Source organism: Pseudomonas sp. zjy_15 (genome assembly GCF_043101865.1).
GTDB classification, from domain to species: Bacteria; Pseudomonadota; Gammaproteobacteria; order Pseudomonadales; family Pseudomonadaceae; genus Aquipseudomonas; species Aquipseudomonas putida_Y.
This window is the reverse complement of the sequence record NZ_JBICII010000022.1, coordinates 1-18,995: the sequence shown is the minus strand read 5'-3', so window position 1 is coordinate 18,995 and position 18,995 is coordinate 1. Positions and strand designations below refer to the sequence as shown.

At 54.9% G+C, this 18,995-nt stretch carries 16 protein-coding genes; all 16 read right to left on the bottom strand.

The genetic code is table 11. The annotated features are described in order from the left end of the window. Positions 1-208 precede the first annotated feature (208 nt). Positions 209-1,090 (bottom strand): glucose-1-phosphate thymidylyltransferase RfbA, encoded by an 882-nt coding sequence (gene rfbA / locus ACF8EF_RS03180; RefSeq protein ID WP_176685070.1) that lies wholly within the window; start codon positions 1,088-1,090, stop codon positions 209-211. Then, a complete protein-coding gene (gene rfbD / locus ACF8EF_RS03175; protein ID WP_392460651.1) occupies positions 1,087-1,992 on the bottom strand; it encodes a dTDP-4-dehydrorhamnose reductase in 906 nt (301 codons plus the stop codon). Before rfbD ends, rfbA begins: the two co-directional genes overlap by 4 nt. Then, positions 1,989-3,059 carry a dTDP-glucose 4,6-dehydratase gene (gene rfbB / locus ACF8EF_RS03170; protein WP_392460650.1) on the bottom strand — a complete coding sequence of 357 codons (1,071 nt, stop codon included), beginning with the start codon at positions 3,057-3,059 and terminating at the stop codon, positions 1,989-1,991. Before rfbB ends, rfbD begins: the two co-directional genes overlap by 4 nt. Before the next feature lie 272 nt (positions 3,060-3,331). After that, positions 3,332-4,288: an NAD-dependent epimerase/dehydratase family protein gene (locus ACF8EF_RS03165; RefSeq protein ID WP_392460649.1), complete on the bottom strand. Its 957-nt coding sequence runs from the start codon at positions 4,286-4,288 to the stop codon at positions 3,332-3,334. 42 nt (positions 4,289-4,330) lie between these two features. Beyond that, on the bottom strand, positions 4,331-6,316 hold the full coding sequence (locus ACF8EF_RS03160) for a polysaccharide biosynthesis protein (RefSeq protein WP_392460652.1): 1,986 nt from the start codon (positions 6,314-6,316) through the stop codon (positions 4,331-4,333). A gap of 94 nt (positions 6,317-6,410) precedes the next feature. Next, positions 6,411-7,421, bottom strand: a complete 1,011-nt coding sequence (locus tag ACF8EF_RS03155; protein WP_392460648.1) for a glycosyltransferase family 4 protein — start codon at positions 7,419-7,421, stop codon at positions 6,411-6,413. A gap of 96 nt (positions 7,422-7,517) precedes the next feature. Further along, positions 7,518-8,774, bottom strand: a complete 1,257-nt coding sequence (locus ACF8EF_RS03150) for a glycosyltransferase family 4 protein (RefSeq protein ID WP_392460647.1) — start codon at positions 8,772-8,774, stop codon at positions 7,518-7,520. 13 nt (positions 8,775-8,787) lie between these two features. Further along, positions 8,788-9,918 (bottom strand): non-hydrolyzing UDP-N-acetylglucosamine 2-epimerase, encoded by a 1,131-nt coding sequence (gene wecB, locus ACF8EF_RS03145; RefSeq protein ID WP_252461694.1) that lies wholly within the window; start codon positions 9,916-9,918, stop codon positions 8,788-8,790. 22 nt (positions 9,919-9,940) lie between these two features. Further along, positions 9,941-11,059: a capsular polysaccharide biosynthesis protein CapF gene (locus ACF8EF_RS03140; protein WP_252461695.1), complete on the bottom strand. Its 1,119-nt coding sequence runs from the start codon at positions 11,057-11,059 to the stop codon at positions 9,941-9,943. Between the two features lie 3 nt (positions 11,060-11,062). Then, the gene (locus ACF8EF_RS03135) at positions 11,063-12,097 is read right to left on the bottom strand and encodes a polysaccharide biosynthesis protein (protein WP_252461701.1); all 1,035 of its coding nucleotides are present in this window, start codon (positions 12,095-12,097) and stop codon (positions 11,063-11,065) included. A gap of 2 nt (positions 12,098-12,099) precedes the next feature. Further along, on the bottom strand, positions 12,100-13,359 hold the full coding sequence (locus ACF8EF_RS03130) for a glycosyltransferase (protein ID WP_392460646.1): 1,260 nt from the start codon (positions 13,357-13,359) through the stop codon (positions 12,100-12,102). Continuing rightward, positions 13,356-14,753, bottom strand: coding sequence for a hypothetical protein (locus ACF8EF_RS03125; protein WP_392460645.1), 1,398 nt, complete (start codon positions 14,751-14,753; stop codon positions 13,356-13,358). Before ACF8EF_RS03125 ends, ACF8EF_RS03130 begins: the two co-directional genes overlap by 4 nt. An 82-nt stretch (positions 14,754-14,835) precedes the next feature. Further along, on the bottom strand, positions 14,836-16,281 hold the full coding sequence (locus ACF8EF_RS03120; protein WP_392460644.1) for a sugar transporter: 1,446 nt from the start codon (positions 16,279-16,281) through the stop codon (positions 14,836-14,838). Between the two features lie 303 nt (positions 16,282-16,584). Continuing rightward, positions 16,585-18,021, bottom strand: a complete 1,437-nt coding sequence (locus ACF8EF_RS03115) for an MBL fold metallo-hydrolase RNA specificity domain-containing protein (protein ID WP_392460643.1) — start codon at positions 18,019-18,021, stop codon at positions 16,585-16,587. A 102-nt stretch (positions 18,022-18,123) separates the two neighbouring features. Further along, positions 18,124-18,387: a lipopolysaccharide assembly protein LapA domain-containing protein gene (locus tag ACF8EF_RS03110; protein ID WP_392460642.1), complete on the bottom strand. Its 264-nt coding sequence runs from the start codon at positions 18,385-18,387 to the stop codon at positions 18,124-18,126. A gap of 19 nt (positions 18,388-18,406) precedes the next feature. Beyond that, positions 18,407-18,709 (bottom strand): integration host factor subunit beta, encoded by a 303-nt coding sequence (gene ihfB, locus ACF8EF_RS03105; protein WP_010952810.1) that lies wholly within the window; start codon positions 18,707-18,709, stop codon positions 18,407-18,409. Between the last annotated feature and the right edge of the window lie 286 nt (positions 18,710-18,995).

The window sequence follows — 18,995 nt, the reverse complement described above, 5'->3', positions numbered from 1 at the left end:
TGGCCAGCAGGCCCGGCCCTTTCGCGGGTGAACCCGCTCCTACGGCGGCCCGTGCCCAACCCCCGACATGCCAGGCGTAGGAGCGGGTTTACCCGCGAATACGGTGGCGGCTGCGACGGTGAATGACCGGGGAAATTGGCCAGCAGGCCCGGCCTTTTCGCGGGTTGAACCGCCCGTGGCATGGCGGTTCCGCCCCTAGGTTGTTACCTCAATAAACCGTGCCTTGAATCAAACGCAGCAGATACTGGCCATAACCGTTCTTGGCCAGCGGCGCTGCCAGCGTTTCCAACTGCTGGGCATCGATCCACCCCTGCCGGAATGCCACCTCTTCCGGGCATGCTACCTTCAGCCCTTGCCGCCGCTCGATCGTCGCGATATACCCACTTGCCTCAAGCAGCGAGTCATGCGTTCCGGTATCCAGCCAGGCATACCCGCGCCCCATGATCTCCACCGACAAACGGTGCTGTTCCAGGTACGCGCGATTGACGTCGGTAATCTCCAGCTCACCACGCGCAGATGGCCGAATGCTTTTGGCAATCTCGATCACGTCATTGTCGTAGAAGTACAACCCAGTCACGGCGTAGTTGGACTTGGGTTTGGCCGGTTTCTCTTCCAGGCTGATGGCATTACCCTGCCCGTCGAATTCGACCACGCCATAACGTTCAGGATCTTGCACGTGATAGGCGAACACGCTGGCGCTGCCTTGGCGGTCCATCGCGCTGCGCAGCAACTGCTGGAAGTCGTGGCCGTAATAGATGTTGTCACCCAGCACCAGCGCGGTGGGGGCGTTGCCGATGAAGTCTTCGCCAATCAGGAACGCCTGGGCCAGGCCGTCCGGAGATGGCTGCACGGCGTAGGTGATGTTGATGCCCCAGCGGTGGCCGTTGCCCAGCAGTTGCTCGAAGCGCGGGGTGTCCTGCGGGGTGGAGATGATCAGGATGTCGTGAATGCCCGCCAGCATCAGTGTGGTCAACGGGTAATAGATCATCGGCTTGTCGTACACCGGCAACAGTTGCTTGGAAATTGCCAGGGTCGCCGGGTGCAGGCGGGTACCCGACCCACCCGCCAGAATGATGCCTTTACGCTTCATAGTGGTCCTTTCTCGTAGATTTCCGTCAGCATGCGAGCCACACCCAGGCGCCAGTCTGGCAGGGTCAGGGCAAAGGCCTTCTGCAGTTTATGGGTATCTAGACGCGAGTTGGCCGGCCGCATGGCCGGCGTCGGGTAGGCCTCTGTGGTCAATGGGGTGACGTGTTCGGCATGAGCTTTCAGCGGCACGCCATGGACCGCCGCTTGCTCCAGTACGTAACGGGCATAGCCGCACCAGGTGGTTTCCCCACCCGCAGCCAGGTGGTACAGGCCAGCCAGGGATGGGTTGCGGCGGGTGGCGACAATGGCGTGGGCGGTGATGTCGGCAATCAGTTCGGCGCCTGTCGGGGCACCGTGCTGGTCATCGATCACGCCCAGGCTGTCACGCTCCGCAGCCAGACGCAGCATGGTTTTGGCGAAGTTGTTGCCGCGTGCGGCATACACCCAGCAGGTGCGAAAAATCAGGTGCTGGCAACCGGCAGCCTGGATGGCTTGCTCGCCAGCCAGCTTGCTGGCGCCATAAGTATTCAGTGGGTCAACGGCGTCGTCTTCGCGCCAGGGCTGGGTGCCCTGCCCCGGAAACACATAGTCGGTGGAATAATGCACCAGCAGTGCGCCACTGTCAGCGGCAGCGCGGGCCAGCACGCCGACAGCGTCGGCGTTTACCTTGAAGGCTTGCTCACGGTCACTCTCGGCTTTGTCCACGGCGGTGTAGGCCGCCGCATTGACGATGACATCGGGGGCGTAGACCCGGACCGTTTCGGCCAGGCCCGGCAAGTTGGCCAGGTCGCCACAGTACGCCTGGCTGCGAGCGTTCAGCGCCAGCAACTGCCCCAGAGGGGCCAGGCTGCGTTGCAGTTCCCAGCCTACCTGACCGTCCTTGCCCAGTAGCAGCACCTTCATGCAGAACGCCCTGCGTAGTTTTTTTCTACCCAGTCGCGGTAGCTGCCAGACTGTACGTTCTGCACCCAGTCCTGGTTGTCGAGGTACCAGGCCACGGTTTTGCGGATGCCGGTTTCGAAGGTTTCCGCAGGCTTCCAGCCAAGCTCCTGCTCCAGCTTGCGGGCATCGATGGCGTAACGGCGGTCGTGGCCGGGACGGTCGCTTACGTAGGTGATCTGTTCGGCGTACGGCTTGCCGTCGGTGCGAGGGTGCAGTTCGTCCAGCAGCGCACAAACGCGGTTGACGATTTCCAGGTTGGGCTTTTCATTCCAGCCCCCGACGTTATAAACCTCACCGGTTTTGCCGGCTTCCAGCACGCGGCGGATGGCGCTGCAGTGGTCTTTTACGTACAACCAGTCGCGAATCTGCTGACCGTCGCCATACACCGGCAATGGCTTGCCGGCCAAGGCGTTGACGATCATCAGCGGGATGAGCTTTTCCGGGAAGTGGTAAGGGCCGTAATTGTTGGAGCAATTGGTGGTCAGCACCGGCAGGCCGTAGGTATGGAAATACGAACGGACCAAGTGGTCGCTGGCAGCCTTGCTGGCCGAGTACGGGCTGTTAGGCTGGTACGGATGGGTTTCAGTGAAGGCCGCTTCGTCGGCAGCCAGCGAGCCATACACTTCGTCGGTAGATACATGCAGGAAGCGGAATGCCTGCCGCGCCGGTTCATTCAGGCCGCCCCAGTATGCACGCACGGCTTCCAGCAGGTGGAAAGTGCCGACGACGTTGGTTTCGATAAAGGCTTGCGGGCCATGGATCGAGCGGTCGACATGAGATTCGGCGGCAAAGTTGATGATGGCGCGGGGCTGATGGGCATGCAGTAACTCCGCGACCAGCCGGCTATCGGCAATGTCGCCGTGCACGAAGATATGGCGCTTGTCGCCCTGCAGGCTGCTCAGGGTCTGCAGATTGCCTGCATAGGTGAGTTTGTCCAGGTTGACCACGGGTTCGTCATCGCCGGCCAGCCAGTCCAAAACGAAGTTCGCCCCGATAAAGCCTGCACCGCCGGTTACCAGAATGGTCATGTTTGTCTGCTTCCGTTGTCAGGGTCTGCTCTTCCACTTTCAGGATTCTAGACTGTCGGCGGTTGATTCGAGAGTGAAGACGATGGCAACGTGAGATTTAACTGTGACCGAGGGGACGTGTCTTGATCACTGCCAGAAGAGCATCTTGAGGCGCCGCCAGAACGACGAGAGAAAAACCTAGGATTAACGGTCGCCAAAGAGAACGAAAGCTGGAGGTTATCGCCCTTGGCAAAGAAATTACCCCCCGCGGCTGGCAATGGTCGAGATACTTGTTACCGGTTGGACTGGCGGAACCTGCGCCCAGTATCGATAAGTGCTGCCTGGGCACTAACTGGCGGCGTCCAGGCTAGCAGTTGCCGGCTCTTGGTGGAGTCAATCTGTAGCGACCCACAAAGCTGCGTATAGAGGTTCTGCTTGCCAATCAGCCCCGCTGCCCAGCCAATCAATGCGGGAGGAACCGGCAGTTGAATCAGACGCTTGTCCATACCACGCGCCAGCAGCTCAAGCAGCTCCTTCAGTGAGACATCTTCAAAATCGCAAACCAAGAACGTTTCTCCCGCCGCAGCTGGATGCCGGGCACAGCAAGCGATGAAGTCGGCCAGGTTCTCCAGTGCGACCATACTGCGGCTATTCCTTACGCAGGCAAAAGGCAGAGGAATACCCAAGTCAATCAGCTTCAACAACCTAGCGAAATTGCCTGGCGCATGCGCCGCGTAAACCAAGGGCGGCCGGACTATGACCAGTTCGATACCGCTTGATGCCGCGAGTGCCTTCAGAGCCTCCTCAGCCTCGAGCTTTGACAACGCATAGTTAGCATGCGGCGCAGGTATGGAATGCTCGGAAAATGGCTCGCCCGTTGTGAAATTGCCATTCACACCAATCGAACTGATAAATACGAAACGCTTGACGTGATTGTCTATGGCTTGCCGCAACAACTTAACCGCCCCTTCCACGTTCACCCGCCTGAACTCAGCTAGTGGGTCGGCCTGCATGTCATTCAGTACATGGGCACGTGCAGCCAGATGAACGACCACATCAACACCCTGAAGAGCCTGTGACCAATCGGTTTCTGAGCTAATGTTGCCGACCGCAACGAAACTGGCCTTACCGTCTATCGAGGAAGGGAGCTTGCGTACAGCAGCGGTCAGTTCGACATCGGTCTCCTTTTGAAACCGGCTCAATACGGCGCCGCCAACAAAACCTTTCGCACCGGTCACTAAAACATGCATGCTGGCTCCTTGATTACTCGACCGCCCATAGCAATAGCCCTATCAGGGTTCCTGGCGCCGTTGGACGTGAATCCAGTCGACAATATCACCCTCAGGGGCATAGCCAATGACTGTTTCGCGCAGCAGCTGCCGGACAAGAACATAGTCATCCTTCTCAATCGCTGACAACAGCTGTGCGAGCCTTGGTTTAAGTACTTCCCAAGGCAGGTAGTCTTCGCTAGCGCTCATGATCATAGGGTGCCGTGTTGCCACCACACTATCGCCAATGAGCAACTCCTCATAGAGCTTTTCACCCGGGCGCAATCCGCTGAACTGGATTGCAATATCACCATGCGGCTCGCGGTCGGAACGAATGCTCAATCCAGACAAATGGATCATCTTTTCAGCCAGTTCCACGATCCGAACTGGCTCCCCCATGTCTAGCACGAACACATCTCCGCCCTTCCCCATCGAACCGGCCTGGATGACTAATTGGGCAGCCTCGGGAATGGTCATGAAATAGCGAGTGATCTTAGGGTGAGTGACAGTCAGAGGGCCACCGGCCTTGATCTGCTTGTAGAACAAGGGGATAACAGACCCTGACGATCCCAGCACGTTGCCGAATCGGACCATGGTGAAACGGGTCTTGTTGACCCTCGAAACATTATCGGTTTCGCCAAACAATACAGGCGCCAACTCCTGGCTCAGTGCCTGCAACGTCATTTCAGCAAGACGCTTGGTACTGCCCATGACATTAGTTGGGCGTACTGCTTTGTCGGTGGAAATCAGCACAAAATTTGCCACACCCGCCTTGAGTGCCGACTGCGCTGTATTGAGGGTTCCGATGACGTTATTCAGCACACCTTCGGCGATATTATGCTCGACCAGCGGAACATGCTTATAGGCGGCCGCATGATAGACCGTGTCCACCGACCAGGTTTTCATGATATCGAACAACTGGGCCGGATTGCGCACCGACCCCAATATCGGCAAAAGTCGTACCGACAGAGATCCATGCTCCACTCGCTGTTCAAGCTCTTGGAGAATGTTGTAGAGGTTAAATTCGCTATGCTCATACAGCAGCAGCACTTTGGGTTCCAGCCCCAGAATCTGCCGGCATAGCTCCGACCCGATAGATCCACCGGCTCCCGTAACCATGACCGTTTGACCTGCGACACAATGCGCGAGCAGGTCTTCCTGGGCCGGGACGGAGTCACGCCCCAGCAGGTCTGCAATGTCTACCTCTTGAATGTCATCGACCTGGACGCGGCCGCTAGCAAGGTCCACGATACCTGGGATACTGCGCACATGCAGTGGAAAGCGCTCCAGAAACCCAAGAATTTCTCGCCTACGCCCCCTAGATACGGAAGGAATGGCTAGCAGGATCTCCTGCGCACTCGTTAGTTCGATCATGCGTTCGATATGGGCAGGCGTGAATACCTGTAGACCAGAAATTACCTGGTTTGAAATGCTGTCGTCATCATCGATGAACGCAACCGGTCGCATGACTTTACCTTGGCGCAATGCGGCCGCCAACTGGTTACCTGCCGCGCCTGCCCCATAAATCGCGACCCTAGGAAGCCCATCATCGCGCTGGGCGAACGGTACATGCTGGGTGGCGGCATACCAGTCACCCAGAAAATACTGACGCATGGCAAGGCGCAACCCCCCAACCATGATCAGGCTCAGCCACCAAAAATTGAATATGATCGAACGCGGCACCACATTCTGGTGCCCGCTATACCAATACACCGCTACCCCGAGAATCAACGACGATAGTGTCACGGCCTTGATGATCACGATGAGCGCGTCATTACCGAAGTAGCGCATGACCGCGCGATACATACCGAAACGAATAAACAAAGGTATCGAGATAACTGGGGCGCACAAGAACAACCACAGGTGGTCCTTGATAGGGTCCGCGATCTCGTCAATTCCAAGCCGCACCAGAAACGCAAGCCACAAAGCCGCCCAGACCAGAAAGACATCAGTCAAGACCTGGAGCATACGTTTATAACGGCGAGGCAATCCCAGCAGAGAAGCCCGCATCTTGTCCAGAATCCCGTCGAACACCTTCACTGCCCCCTGTCTAATCCACGGATTAACCAATTGCCCCTGGGTTTCAGTGGGCAACTCGGAGAACTCACTCGGCACTGCCAGCCTTATAGGCAAAAGCAATACCTACCAATGGCACATAAGCGATCAACACGCCGACGACACCTTCCAGATCAAATAACGCCACGCACAACGCAATGGGTAGAAGCCAGAATAGATTCAATACCGCGACGCCGACAGTTACCGGGAGGTGTCTGCCATATCGTCGGGACGCAAACTGATAGGCATGGCTGCGATGCGCCTCATAGAGCTTTTCTCCCCTCGACAGACGCCGCAGGAGTGTAAAGGTCGCATCAACCACAAAGACGCCCAGCAGGATTAGCCAGCACCAGAACAACTGGGACGAGGCCCAGGCAGCTTGCAGTGACAATACACCTAGCACGATTCCCAGAAAGCCACTTCCAGCATCTCCCATGAAAATACGCGCGGGAGGAAAATTCCAGAAGAGAAAACCCAATACTGCCATAGCGAGCAACAGCGGGAGGGTCATCAAATGCGTGTGCCCAGCCAACCAGTAAGTCAGGCAGGCGCCGATACAAACGCAAATGGCCTCGACGCTGGCGATACCATCGATGCCATCCATGAAGTTGTACAGGTTCAGCATCCATACAAGGTAGATAGCCGCGAGGACCGTGCCAAACACACCCAGCTCTAGGGTCCACGAGAACACACTGAGTGGAGCAAGTCCACCGAGCCAGTAAAGCGCCCAGAACGCTGCAATGAAATGACCAAGCAACCGCCACCTGGCAGCGATATGCCCATGGTCGTCCATGAAGCCTATGATGGCCACAAGGCCACCTGCACCAGCCAACGCCAGTAGCGCCCGAGCACTTTCGTTACCCTGGAAGCCAAGAAAGGCAAGCACAGCGATGAATGAAACGACAATGGCAACCCCACCACCCCGAGGCGTAGGGATGACATGCGAGCTGCGTGCATTAGGGATATCCAAGATGCTTTTCGCCAAGGCATAACGCCTCAAACCCGCAGTCATCAGCAAGGAAGCGATAACCACGAGTGGAACCATCCACCACTGACTCATTGTTATAATTCCTGATTGTTCTGGAAGCGTATAACTGGAATGGTGCTGTCGGCCCAACGCGCGACAACAACATCCTCACGTTTGCAATCACTCACATCATGATGGCGCCCCCCGGCGCAAGGTGGCGGCATACATCAATGCTTCCAGCTTTTTCATGAGCTTGGTACGCGAAAAGTTCTGCTCGTAATACAGGCGACCGCTGCGCCCCATCTCATCCCGCTTCTCCACATCAGCGCTTGCCAGTTCGAGTACTATCCGGGATAGCGCCTTGCCATCACCAGAAGGACAAGCCAACCCAGCCCCGGACTCCCTGATGACCCTCGCCGCTTCGCCGTCCACCGCCCCTATCAATGGCCTCCCCGAAGCAAGGTAGGTCTGCACCTTGCCTGGGATGGTCTTGGCGATGATGTCGTTGGTCTTCAGCGAAACGAGTAACGCATCTGCCTGCGCGAACAATGCAGGCATTTCTTCTAGCGGGTGCCGCCCCAACAGCAAAACATTGTCCAACTGTCTGAGTGCAATCTGCTCAGCAATCCAGTTGCCCATGCGCCCATCACCCACAATCACCCAACGGATAGCGGCCTGGTCACGGAGCTCTTCAGCTGCATCCAGTATCGAAGGAAAGCCCTGAGTCTCACCTAAATTGCCAGCATAAACGATGGTGAATACATCAGCCTGCCTGTCAATTAGGGACGACTGAGGCGATACCGACGCAGAAAAGTCGTCCTCTGCCCAACTAGGGAAATAGATCAGGCGCTCGTCCGGCATACGCTTGGTGCAATATCTTTTTACGTCCTCGACAAAGGCATGAGACTGCACCAGCAGATAGTCGGTACGATTGTATATCCATGACACGACCTTACCGACCATGGCAATGAGCTTTGGATTCTTGACCACTCCGACAAAACTCAGGGACTCCGGCCATAGGTCCAGCACCCAGACAAATACAGGGGTCCGCTTCAGCCGACCGATCACGATAGCTGGGATGGCCGCCATGATTGGCGAAACTGCATTCATGAAGATGGCGTCAAATTGACGCCCTTTCAGCTTGTAGGCACCCACCGTCGAGGCACTGATGAAGAACGACAGGTAATTCAGCGCCAGGGTCAGCTTTCCCGAACCTCGCGGCACCAGAGGTACCCGGATAATCTCAGCCCCCTGAAACTCCTTAAAATACTCGGGCTTTTCACGGTACGCCTCAAAAACCTCACCCTCTGGATAGTTGGGCAAACCCGTCAAAACTGTGACTTCATGCCCCTGCTCAGTAAAATAGCGAACCATGTCATTGATCCGCATATTTTCAGGCCAAAAATATTGTGTAACGAGAAGAACCCGCAACCTGTTGTCAGCCATACCGACTACTCGATCAATACTGTTTCCAGACAATGCGATTCACATAATCCGTGTAGCTGTGCAGGATACGAACAACTTTGTCAGCGACGTTCGGCATACTGTAATCCGCGACAAGACGCAAGCTGCGCTGCTTCCCGCGTGCCTGTGACTCGAGAATGGCCAATCCTTGCATGACACGTTCGACTTCAAGCCCAACCATCATGACTGCCGCCTCCTCCATTCCCTCAGGGCGCTCGTGTGCTTCACGAATATTCAACGCGGGGAAGTTGAGAATGGAGGACTCTTCATTGATCGTGCCGCTGTCTGACAAAACAGCCTTAGCTTCCAACTGTAGTTTGTTGTAGTCCTTAAAGCCCAGTGGCTTGAGCAGTTGCACATTTTTATGGAACGTTACCCCCATGGCACTCACGCGTTTTTGCGTCCGCGGATGGGTCGAGACGATGACTGGCAGATCGAAATGCTCGGCAACCGTATTCAATGTATCAACCAGTTTTAAGAAATTCTTGTCGGAGTCTATATTTTCTTCCCGATGTGCACTGACCACAAAGAACTTATTGCGTTCAAGGTCAAGGCGGCTCAGCACATCTGACTGTTCGATACCTTCACGGTAATAGTTAAGAACTTCGAACATAGGGCTGCCAGTCTTGATTACCCGATCAGCCGGTAGCCCTTCGCTCAGCAAATAGTCACGGGCAATCGTACTGTATGTCAGGTTAATGTCAGCGGTGTGGTCGACAATCCGGCGATTGATTTCCTCGGGGACGCGCATGTCGAAACAGCGATTACCCGCCTCCATATGGAATGTCGGAATCTTGCGGCGCTTAGCGGGGAGCACGCTCATACAACTGTTGGTATCCCCCAACACAAGCAGTACTTCAGGCTGCACTTCCGCCAGCACCCGGTCGACGGCAATGATCACATTGCCAATAGTTTCCGCGCCTGTAGCACCTGCCGCATTCAAAAAATGGTCTGGTTTTCGAATACCAAGATCCTGGAAAAAGATCTCGTTGAGCTCGTAGTCATAATTTTGACCGGTATGCACCAGTACATGCTCGCAGTGCTCATCCAGCGCGGCCATGACACGCGACAGACGAATAATCTCCGGGCGAGTACCCACTACCGTTACCACTTTCAATTTTTTCATTCTAGGATCCTGAAGCAATAGATCAAGCTTTCGCACCCACAGGCCGGGCATAGGTGTCAGGGAGCTGTCGGTCGAAAATTTCGTTGGCCCAGAGCATCACGATCAACTCGTCATCGCCCACGTTGGTGATGTCATGGCTCCACCCAGGAACGGTTTCCACAACTTCAGGCTTGTCCCCCGTTGTGAACAACTCGTAGAACGCATTCGAAACGATATGCCTAAAACGGAAACAGGCGCGCCCTTTGATGACAAGAAACTTCTCGTTTTTCGAATGATGATAATGCCCCCCGCGAGTGACGCCCGGATGTGCAGTAAAGTACGAAAACTGCCCTGAATCCTTGGTTTTGAGCATTTCGACGAAGACACCACGGGGATCTTCGTGCTTCTGCAATCCATAAGTGAAGCGCTCCGCCGGCACAAAGCTGAGGTAAGTGGAGTACAGCGCACGTACTAGGCCCGTACCCACGGGTTCGGTGATCATCGACCCGCGACTTTCCTTGAATGCGTAGAGCTGTCGCACCAACTCACCCACCGTGGTCTGGTAAACCGGGTCGACAGTGACAAAGCCTTGCTGCTCCTTGGTGCCCTCCATGACTTGGAGGAATGACGAAATCACATCATCAATATAGACAAGTTGCAGAGGCGCGTCGGGATCATTAACCGTTACCGGCAATTCGCGCACGATATTATGGCAGAAGGTAGCGACTGCGGAGTTGTAATTAGGTCGCGACCACTTACCGAATACGTTCGGCAGTCGGAAGATAAACACAGGCACACCGTGCTCGCCTTGCAATGACTGAAGAGCCTGCTCGGCACCTCGCTTGCTGTGGCCGTACGGGTTGTCCAGTAGCGCCTGAATGGACGACGTGTAAAGCACCGGGGGTTTCCTTCCCGAGTTGGCTATTGCATCGCACAGGGCCTGTGTCAGGTCAGCATTTCCGGCCTGGAACTCTGCGGGGTCCTGGGGACGGTTCACCCCCGCAAGGTGGAAAACAAAGTCGGCTTGGGCAACTAACCCTGGAAGGCTCGAAAGTGAGTCTCCCCGGGCAAAGCGCATGATCTCAACGTCGCTACGCTCATTCAAATGAGCAATCAGGTTTTGCCCTACGAAGCCATTGGCGCCAGTGATCAAGACCTTCATCTGTCATTCCTCCGGCGTTGCATGCTCACCGCGCTGGATGGCTTGCATGAATTCCAGCTTCAATAACAGCCGCTGCATACCCTCGACATCCAAGCGCTCAGTGTTGTGCGAGTTGTAGTCTTCGGTACGGGAAATTTTTGTTTCTCCCTCTTCGACAAACTTGGCATAGTTCAAATCCCGCAAGTCCGGTGGTACACGGAAGTAATCGCCCATGTCCTCCGCGCAGGCCATTTCTTCGCGGCTAAGCAACGCCTCATAGAGCTTTTCGCCGTGCCGCGTACCGATCACCTGAATGGGATGTTCTGGCTTACCCACCAACCCGGTCAAGGCACGGGCCAATGTATCTACAGTCGCTGCAGGCGCTTTTTGTACGAACAAATCACCATTGTTGCCATGTTCGAAAGCATATAGAACTAAGTCGACCGCATCGGACAAAGTCATCATGAAGCGCGTCATGTTGGGATCGGTCAGTGTCAACGGCTTGCCAGCGCGAATCTGGTCGATGAATAGCGGAATCACCGAACCACGCGAAGCCATGACATTCCCATAACGAGTGCCACAAATGACGGTCTTCTTTTCATCCACATTCCGCGACTTAGCAACCATTACCTTTTCCATCATGGCCTTGGAAATACCCATGGCATTGATAGGGTAGACCGCTTTGTCGGTACTCAGGCAGACGACGCGCTTGACGCTATTCTGAATGGCCGCTTCCAGTACGTTTTCAGTCCCCAACACATTCGTCTTGACCGCCTCAAGGGGGTGAAACTCACATGAAGGAACTTGCTTTAGTGCAGCGGCGTGATAAATATAGTCGACACCACGCGTCGCATTTAAAACACTCTGATAATCGCGCACATCACCAATATAAAACTTTAACTTATCACTCGCATAACGCTTACGCATGTCATCTTGTTTTTTTTCATCGCGACTAAAAACACGGATCTCCCGAATATCGCCTTCCAAAAATCTTTTCAGCACCGCGTTACCAAATGAGCCTGTGCCGCCGGTTACTAGCAAGACCTTACCCGAAAATATACTCACTTATTATTCTCCATAAACTCAACAAGCTGTTTTCCGACGGCGCGACTTGACTTAGTCTCAAGCACCCAGACCTTACCACGCGCGGCCTTGTCATACAAATTCTGCTTGTCCGCAGCACTGAAATCGACGAGCGCGCGCGCAACCGCATCGATTGAAAACTCTTCAATAACATTAATATAGTCGAAATACTCATCTGGTATCCCTGCCAGGCGCGTCGTCAACACCGGTATACCAGCAGACATGTATTCAATCAGCTTTGAAGGAAAGGAGTAGCGGGTATACCGCTCCGCAGGATTGCGCGTCAGCAACAGCAATGAGGCCGCCCCTTGCAGCTGCGCCACCCTCTCAGGCGACACAAACCCAAGATACTTGACGGAGGCATGCCGAGCGCAAACATCCGTCAAGTAGCCCTCCAGATCACCGCGACCACATAGCACCAGCTCGTAGTCGATACCCGATCGAAGAAAACCCTCCACCAGCTCGACAATTCCATACGAGCGGTTGACCCCACCGGCGTAGAAAATCATCTGCTTGCGGCCCGACCCCGCCACGGTAACAGGCCCAGATGAGGACGAAGATATACCCTCGAGCACCATATAGGGCTTGGAGCGCCATGCCGGATAGTCTTCGACCATCGGTCGACTGATTACCACCAAGCCATTTGACGAAGCAAGCAGCCCTGACAACAGGGAAGCATCGAGCTTCTTCAATAGCTTTAAAAGCCTGCCACGCCCAAGGGCCACATCCATGAACGATGGCAAGTCTGGGACGTATACAAAGAAAGGTTTTTTGCACAGCTTTGAATACAAGTAGGCAGCCAGCAAATTAGGCGAGTGCGCCGCGTATACACAGATAGCGTCAGTCCGACGCCCCATACGCAAGAGACCATAGAATGAACCGACACACCGCGTGAGCATTTTGATTACAGGCAAATTGACGAACGGCATGACACGCCCCACCCCCTGCCCGTTGCCCGGCAACAGTTTGCCGGGTAGCCAGACTCGCTTGATACGCGGAAAGGTGGAAACTGCAATAGTCGCCAGAGTGTCAACCCTCAACCCAGCCAACCTGAGCGCTTCAATGAAGCGCGACTCCAACTTGTAGGCCGCAACCTGCGGAAACTTGTCACCGGCGGAGTAGCGCTCGAAATAGGCTTCCCCCACATGAAAGCCCAGCAGCAGGACTTTGCGCACTGCCGCGCCGCTCTTGACTTCGCGCTCCCCTTGCAACAGTGCACGCTTGGATTCCACACTCATTTCGCGACCATAGCCCGGTAAGCTTTTACGAACAATGCGTATACGAACAGCATCAATATCGACCAGAAAACGCCATGATCGTAAAAAATAGGCCCTTCACCTGGCAGCTGAGATAGATGATAGCCCATGACCCCACCTGTAACAGCAATGGCGCCTGCCAACGAACTCCCTCCTAGCGGAAGAGCCGCGAAAACACCTAGCAGTACAGAACCACATAGCAAGCCGACGGCAGCCAGAGGCCATCCACCCAATGCGTATGACGTGATGTGAACTGCTGCAGGAGCAGTACCACGCCCATTGAACTGATCATTGAATATCTCGGTATATATATAGTAACTGGGGCGGCACTTTTGACCGACTTTTGCCTGCGCAAGCAAGCCCCCGCATACCTGTCCCCGCTTGGTGAAAACCTCGTAGTAATATGGGTAGATAATGGCCATACGATTGACAGCATGAAACATCATCTTAGGGACTTCCCCACCAATGGCCGCACTCAATGCCACGACATCCGCCCCCTTGCTCTCCTTCTCATCCCTTTCAGGTACAGGGGCTACCGAGTGACCGGCTATGTCAGCCTCTGACACTTGCGGCTCAACCATCGCAGACTCGCCGATCTGCGACTGTTCAGCCTGCTCCGGCACCGGAGGAGAAATCCTGTAAACAAATGCCGAGATCAGAAAATACACCAGCAGCAGCGCGACCATACCGACCGCCGCCTTCACGAATGGATACCGTGGCGTATAAACAAACACAGCCAGTACCAAGCCCGCATAGAAAATCAGAATGGGCCATTTCATATTCAGGACAACCAGAAGCACTGAGATCACGACAGCATTCAGCAGTGTGACCCCCCCCCACCAAAGCCCACCCTTACGCACGAGCTTCACCGCACCATAGATAGACAAGAAGTGCAAATTCGACATCAGCAGGGCCATACTAAAGAAGCTGACCCGCTCACGAATGACGAAACGCGCCTCTACACTCGAAGTAAAATCGCTACCTGCCAGAAACAGCCGGAAGGCTTCCGCTTGCCAGAACGCGTATATCACAACTCCATAACAGAGCAGCAAGAGCATTAGATAGGATGAATGGGTAAACTCTGGAAAGAAACCTACCACCCTAGCAACCAATGGCTGCGTGAACCTCCGCACCAACCAGACTACCAACGGCGTCACAACGAATGGTGACAATAGCAGCAACCAGAAACCCGAAGAGAACAATGTATCAAATTCGAATATCCGAGCAGTGAAGGGAGTTTTCTCCAGAAACGGGCGTGCTGATGGAATTAAGTAGACAAGATTACCAAGGACAACAGTCAGAAAATAGGACACTAAAAAAATAGTTGGCGCAATATTTACCGACAGCCAATCTCGAAACTTATTCGAATCGGTCATTCCCCTCCCCCCCTAAAGTCCTTTAAACCATAATTTTATTTCTGTCGCAACAACCTAGAAACACCGCTAGCCGCAACACTCATCAATCCATTCTGGCGTTCATGAAATCTTTCCAAGCCACAGTTTTCCAGACCACGAGCAGCGAGAACAACGAAAAAATCAGGACCCACACCAAGACCCGCGCCCACCACACCACCGCCCCCATGAAGACATCTAGTGCAACCTGAAGTAAGTAACCTACCATCAAAGCCAGCATCGACACGGCAAACGGCTTCAGCAGCCCCCTGTAAAGATTGACCTTTCTCATGATGGTTGCAGTGACGATACCAAAATAGATCAACTGCCCCACCACCACACCCAACGCCACACCATACAAACCGAACAATATCCCGCCCGCATAAGAAAGCAGCAAGGACACCAAAGCAGCAGCCAATGAAAACATGGCCAGCAGCCGCATGCGCCTGTGCACTTCAAGGCGTTTTTGTGTGTAAACCGCAGCGCAGTTCAGGAAGACGCCAAGGTAAGCGATCAGTAGCGCCCCAAAAGGCGCCGATATTGGCTTGCCGGTGAACTGCTCAAACACTGAAAATCCCACCAGCGCAATAACAGCCCACAGCAAGGAAAAAACAATTACCAGGAAGCCAACGGAGCTTTGAATCAGTGAACCCTCAAAAACACCATCACGGAATCGTTTGATGATCAGCGGGTGCACAAGCATGAGCAGAGGCATACTCAGCAACCCGCCGGCGCCGACAAACAGATCCTTCATCGATAGGTACGAATCACCACCTGGGACATTCAAGGCGCCAATCGCAAATCGGTCAGCAGCCACCATCAGCAGCATCCCCAGCATCCAGGGTGCCAGCGCGGAACCATAGTTGTATACGGCGCGGACGTCATTGCCGAACGCCGAACAAGCCGCCAAAGGGCCGTTCACTCCCATTCTGACAGCCGCCGCAACGAACATGACCAATGCAGCCAGTCCATATCCACCACTGAGTGCAAGCATGGCATCCGTATACGACACGCCCACATCAGAGTAACAAAAATAAATAATCCCCAACTGACCTACTACCTGCAAGACCACAGCCAGTAACTGTTGACGAACCAAAAATGCAGCCTGACAAACCGAAGACATGAAAAAGAAGAGCATTTGCGAAAAACACAACAGCAAAACACACAAAAATGTGTCATTCGCAGAGGAAAAAAGTACTGCAACCGATCCAGCGACAAGTGCCGCAAAGGGGGCCAACATTATAACGAGGTAAAGACAGCTTGAAAAAAACGCCCTATGATCACTATAGGAAGAATAATAATAAACATAAGAGTTCCCAACCCACATAGCACTCAACTGACCGACAATCAGCGAACAGGCGACACTCACCGAGTAGGAGACATATTCATCCTCAGGAAAAAAACGGTACAAAAAGAAGATAAAAAATACAGTAAGAAAAGCCGGCAACAGTTTAACCGGAATGTACAATAAAAACTTCCCAAGAAACCCATTTCCCCTGACGCTGATTGCCACTCACCATCCCCTTCACAAACCCCTCTCAACTCGCCTCAGGGTAGTAGCGTCCAGCAGTGAGTCTAGTCGACCAACGGGTCGCCGGTAGAACGTAGCTCAGGATAGTAGCTGAAATACCACGATAGGAACAGAAGGCGGCGATCTCATTTCCGATGCTAATCCAACATCATCAAACCGCTCTAGTACCGCGCTTTTCTCAGTCCCTTGAACCGACGAGCCATTCATATGCATAAATGATTAGCGCACTAACCAATTGAAAATAAACGACTCGAGCAGAGTCGCTCCAATCACGCACGACCTCACTCAATCCCCAGGAATGCGGATCTCAGCTAGAATATTGGCTGTCTCGATAGATTGAGCAAGCGCATGCCTGAGCGAACGCTTGGCGTCTTGCTCCCCATGCACAAGTATCACTTGAGCCCCGCGCCGAGATACCCCCCCAGCAAACCTCAACAACCCTCTCTGATCTGCATGACCCGCATATCCAGCCAATGTCAGCACTTTGGCCCTGATCTCATACATCCGCCCATCCAAATCAACCTGCACAAACCCTTCAGCCCCCTCACTCGCCTGTATCACCGCCCCCGGCGTCCCCTTAGCCTGGTACCCCACAAACATCACCTCATGCCGCGGATCCCCCAGCATGGCCTTGAGGTAATTGACGATACGCCCACCCGAACACATCCCGTTGCCGGCGATTACGATTGCAGGGCGCCCTGTGCTCTTGAGGTAGTTGACCACCTGCTGGTGGCGGGCATGGGTGTCCACGCTGATCAGCTGACTGAAGCCGAGTGGATCGCGCCCCGCTTCAACACGCGCCTTGGCTTCTGCATTCCAGTATTCGTGCAGCTCCCGGTACACGCCGGTGATGCGCTGAGCCAAGGGCGAATCGAGGATGACGGGCAACTGTGACCAGTCGATCGGCTCCCCGTCCGGAGCCGGACCGGTAGTGTTCAGCAGGGCTTTGCGATGAAGAATATCTTCCAGTTCATACAGCAGCTCCTGGGTACGACCAAGACTGAATGCAGGAATCAGGATGGTGCCCTTGTCGGCAAGTGCACGGTCGATGGCGTCTTCCAGTCGCTGGCGGCGGTCGCCTGCCTGTGGGTGCAGGCGGTCGCCGTAGGTGCTTTCCAGCACTAGCACGTCGGCGCGCTCCGGAGGCTGCACCGGGCGCAGCAGCGGGTTGCCGCAAGCGCCCAGGTCGCCAGAAAACACATACCGGGTGTTGGTTTGCTCATGCTGCATATCGCACTCGACATAAGCGGACCCCAGCAGATGCCCTGCGCGCTGCAGACGAATACGACAGGCAAGACCCGGGCGCTCGACCACCGTGTGCCACTGCTCGAAGGGCAGCGGCACGATGAGGTCACGGATGAAATCGAGATAGCGCGCCACCTGCGCAGGCTTGCTGCTGATACTCAGCTTGTAGGCGTCTTCCAGTACCAGCGGCAGCAGCCGGGCTGAGGGCTCGCTGCACAGGATAGGGCCACGGTAACCCGCTGCCAGCAGCGCAGGGATGCGCCCAACATGGTCGAGATGGACATGAGTGATGACCAGTGCCTGAATGCCCTGGATATCGAAGCCGAGCGCCGCGGTCTCCGCATCCGACGGCGCCTCATTCCCTTGCTCAAGGCCGCAATCAATCAGCAGGCTAACGGAGGGATCAAGGTGCAACTGATGGCAGGACCCAGTGACACCCCGGGTACCACCATGATGGGAAAGGCTGGGATATTCCATGCTGCGCACACTCGCCTGGACCGAAAATGAAGTGGACTATTACTCCATGACGGCCGACGCATGCATAGGTGAACCTTTCTTTAGTAGGTGTAGGATATTTCCTTAGTTGCCGCTCAGTGCCGCCTCACGAGCAGACTCCCTGATCTTGCGTTTGCTGCGCTGCACGCCGTAGGCCCCCAGCAACGGCCCGACTGCCAAGCCAATGACCAAAGCGGCCAATACCAGGACAGCAACCGGCATGGCGGGTGCAGCCCACCCGAACAGGACCAATGACACGGTTTGCTGGTTCTCCAGCACGAAGAACAGCACCACAGCCGCCAATAGCAGCACGAACACCGCCGCCAGGGCGCGCTTGAAGTTACGCATCAGATTGCTCCTTTGGGAATCAGGTGTGGGCCTCTTCATGCTCGTCTTCATTGACCCGGTCGCGCAACTCTTTGCCGGGTTTGAAATGCGGCACGAACTTGCCTTCGAGGCTGACCGACTGGCCGGTCTTGGGATTACGGCCTACGCGTGGGGCGCGATAGTGCAGCGAGAAGCTGCCAAAACCGCGGATCTCGATGCGATCGCCGGTAGCCAGGCATTGTGACATCTGCTCAAGCATGGTCTTGATGGCCAGCTCCACGTCCTTGGACGAGAGCAGCCCCTGATGGGTGACAATACGTTCGATCAGCTCCGACTTCGTCATATTTTTCCCTTCGTTATCAAGCAGCTAGATCATTGCTTAACCAGTTTGTAGCACGCCGGGAAGGATTTGAACAGGGTGGATCTTGACTTAATAAAAAAATTCAAGATTGAAGTAATTCAAGAATGGTCTACCGCTTAGACAGGCCAGCGCTGCCTGATTCGCGGGTGAACCCGCTCCTACAATGGGGGTGTCAGCCTGAAGTTAGCGTGGTCCGGCGCCATCGGCGTAGGCGCGGGCTTACCCGCGAACACCGGCGATGCCGGTGCCATCCACCGTGGCGCCTGAT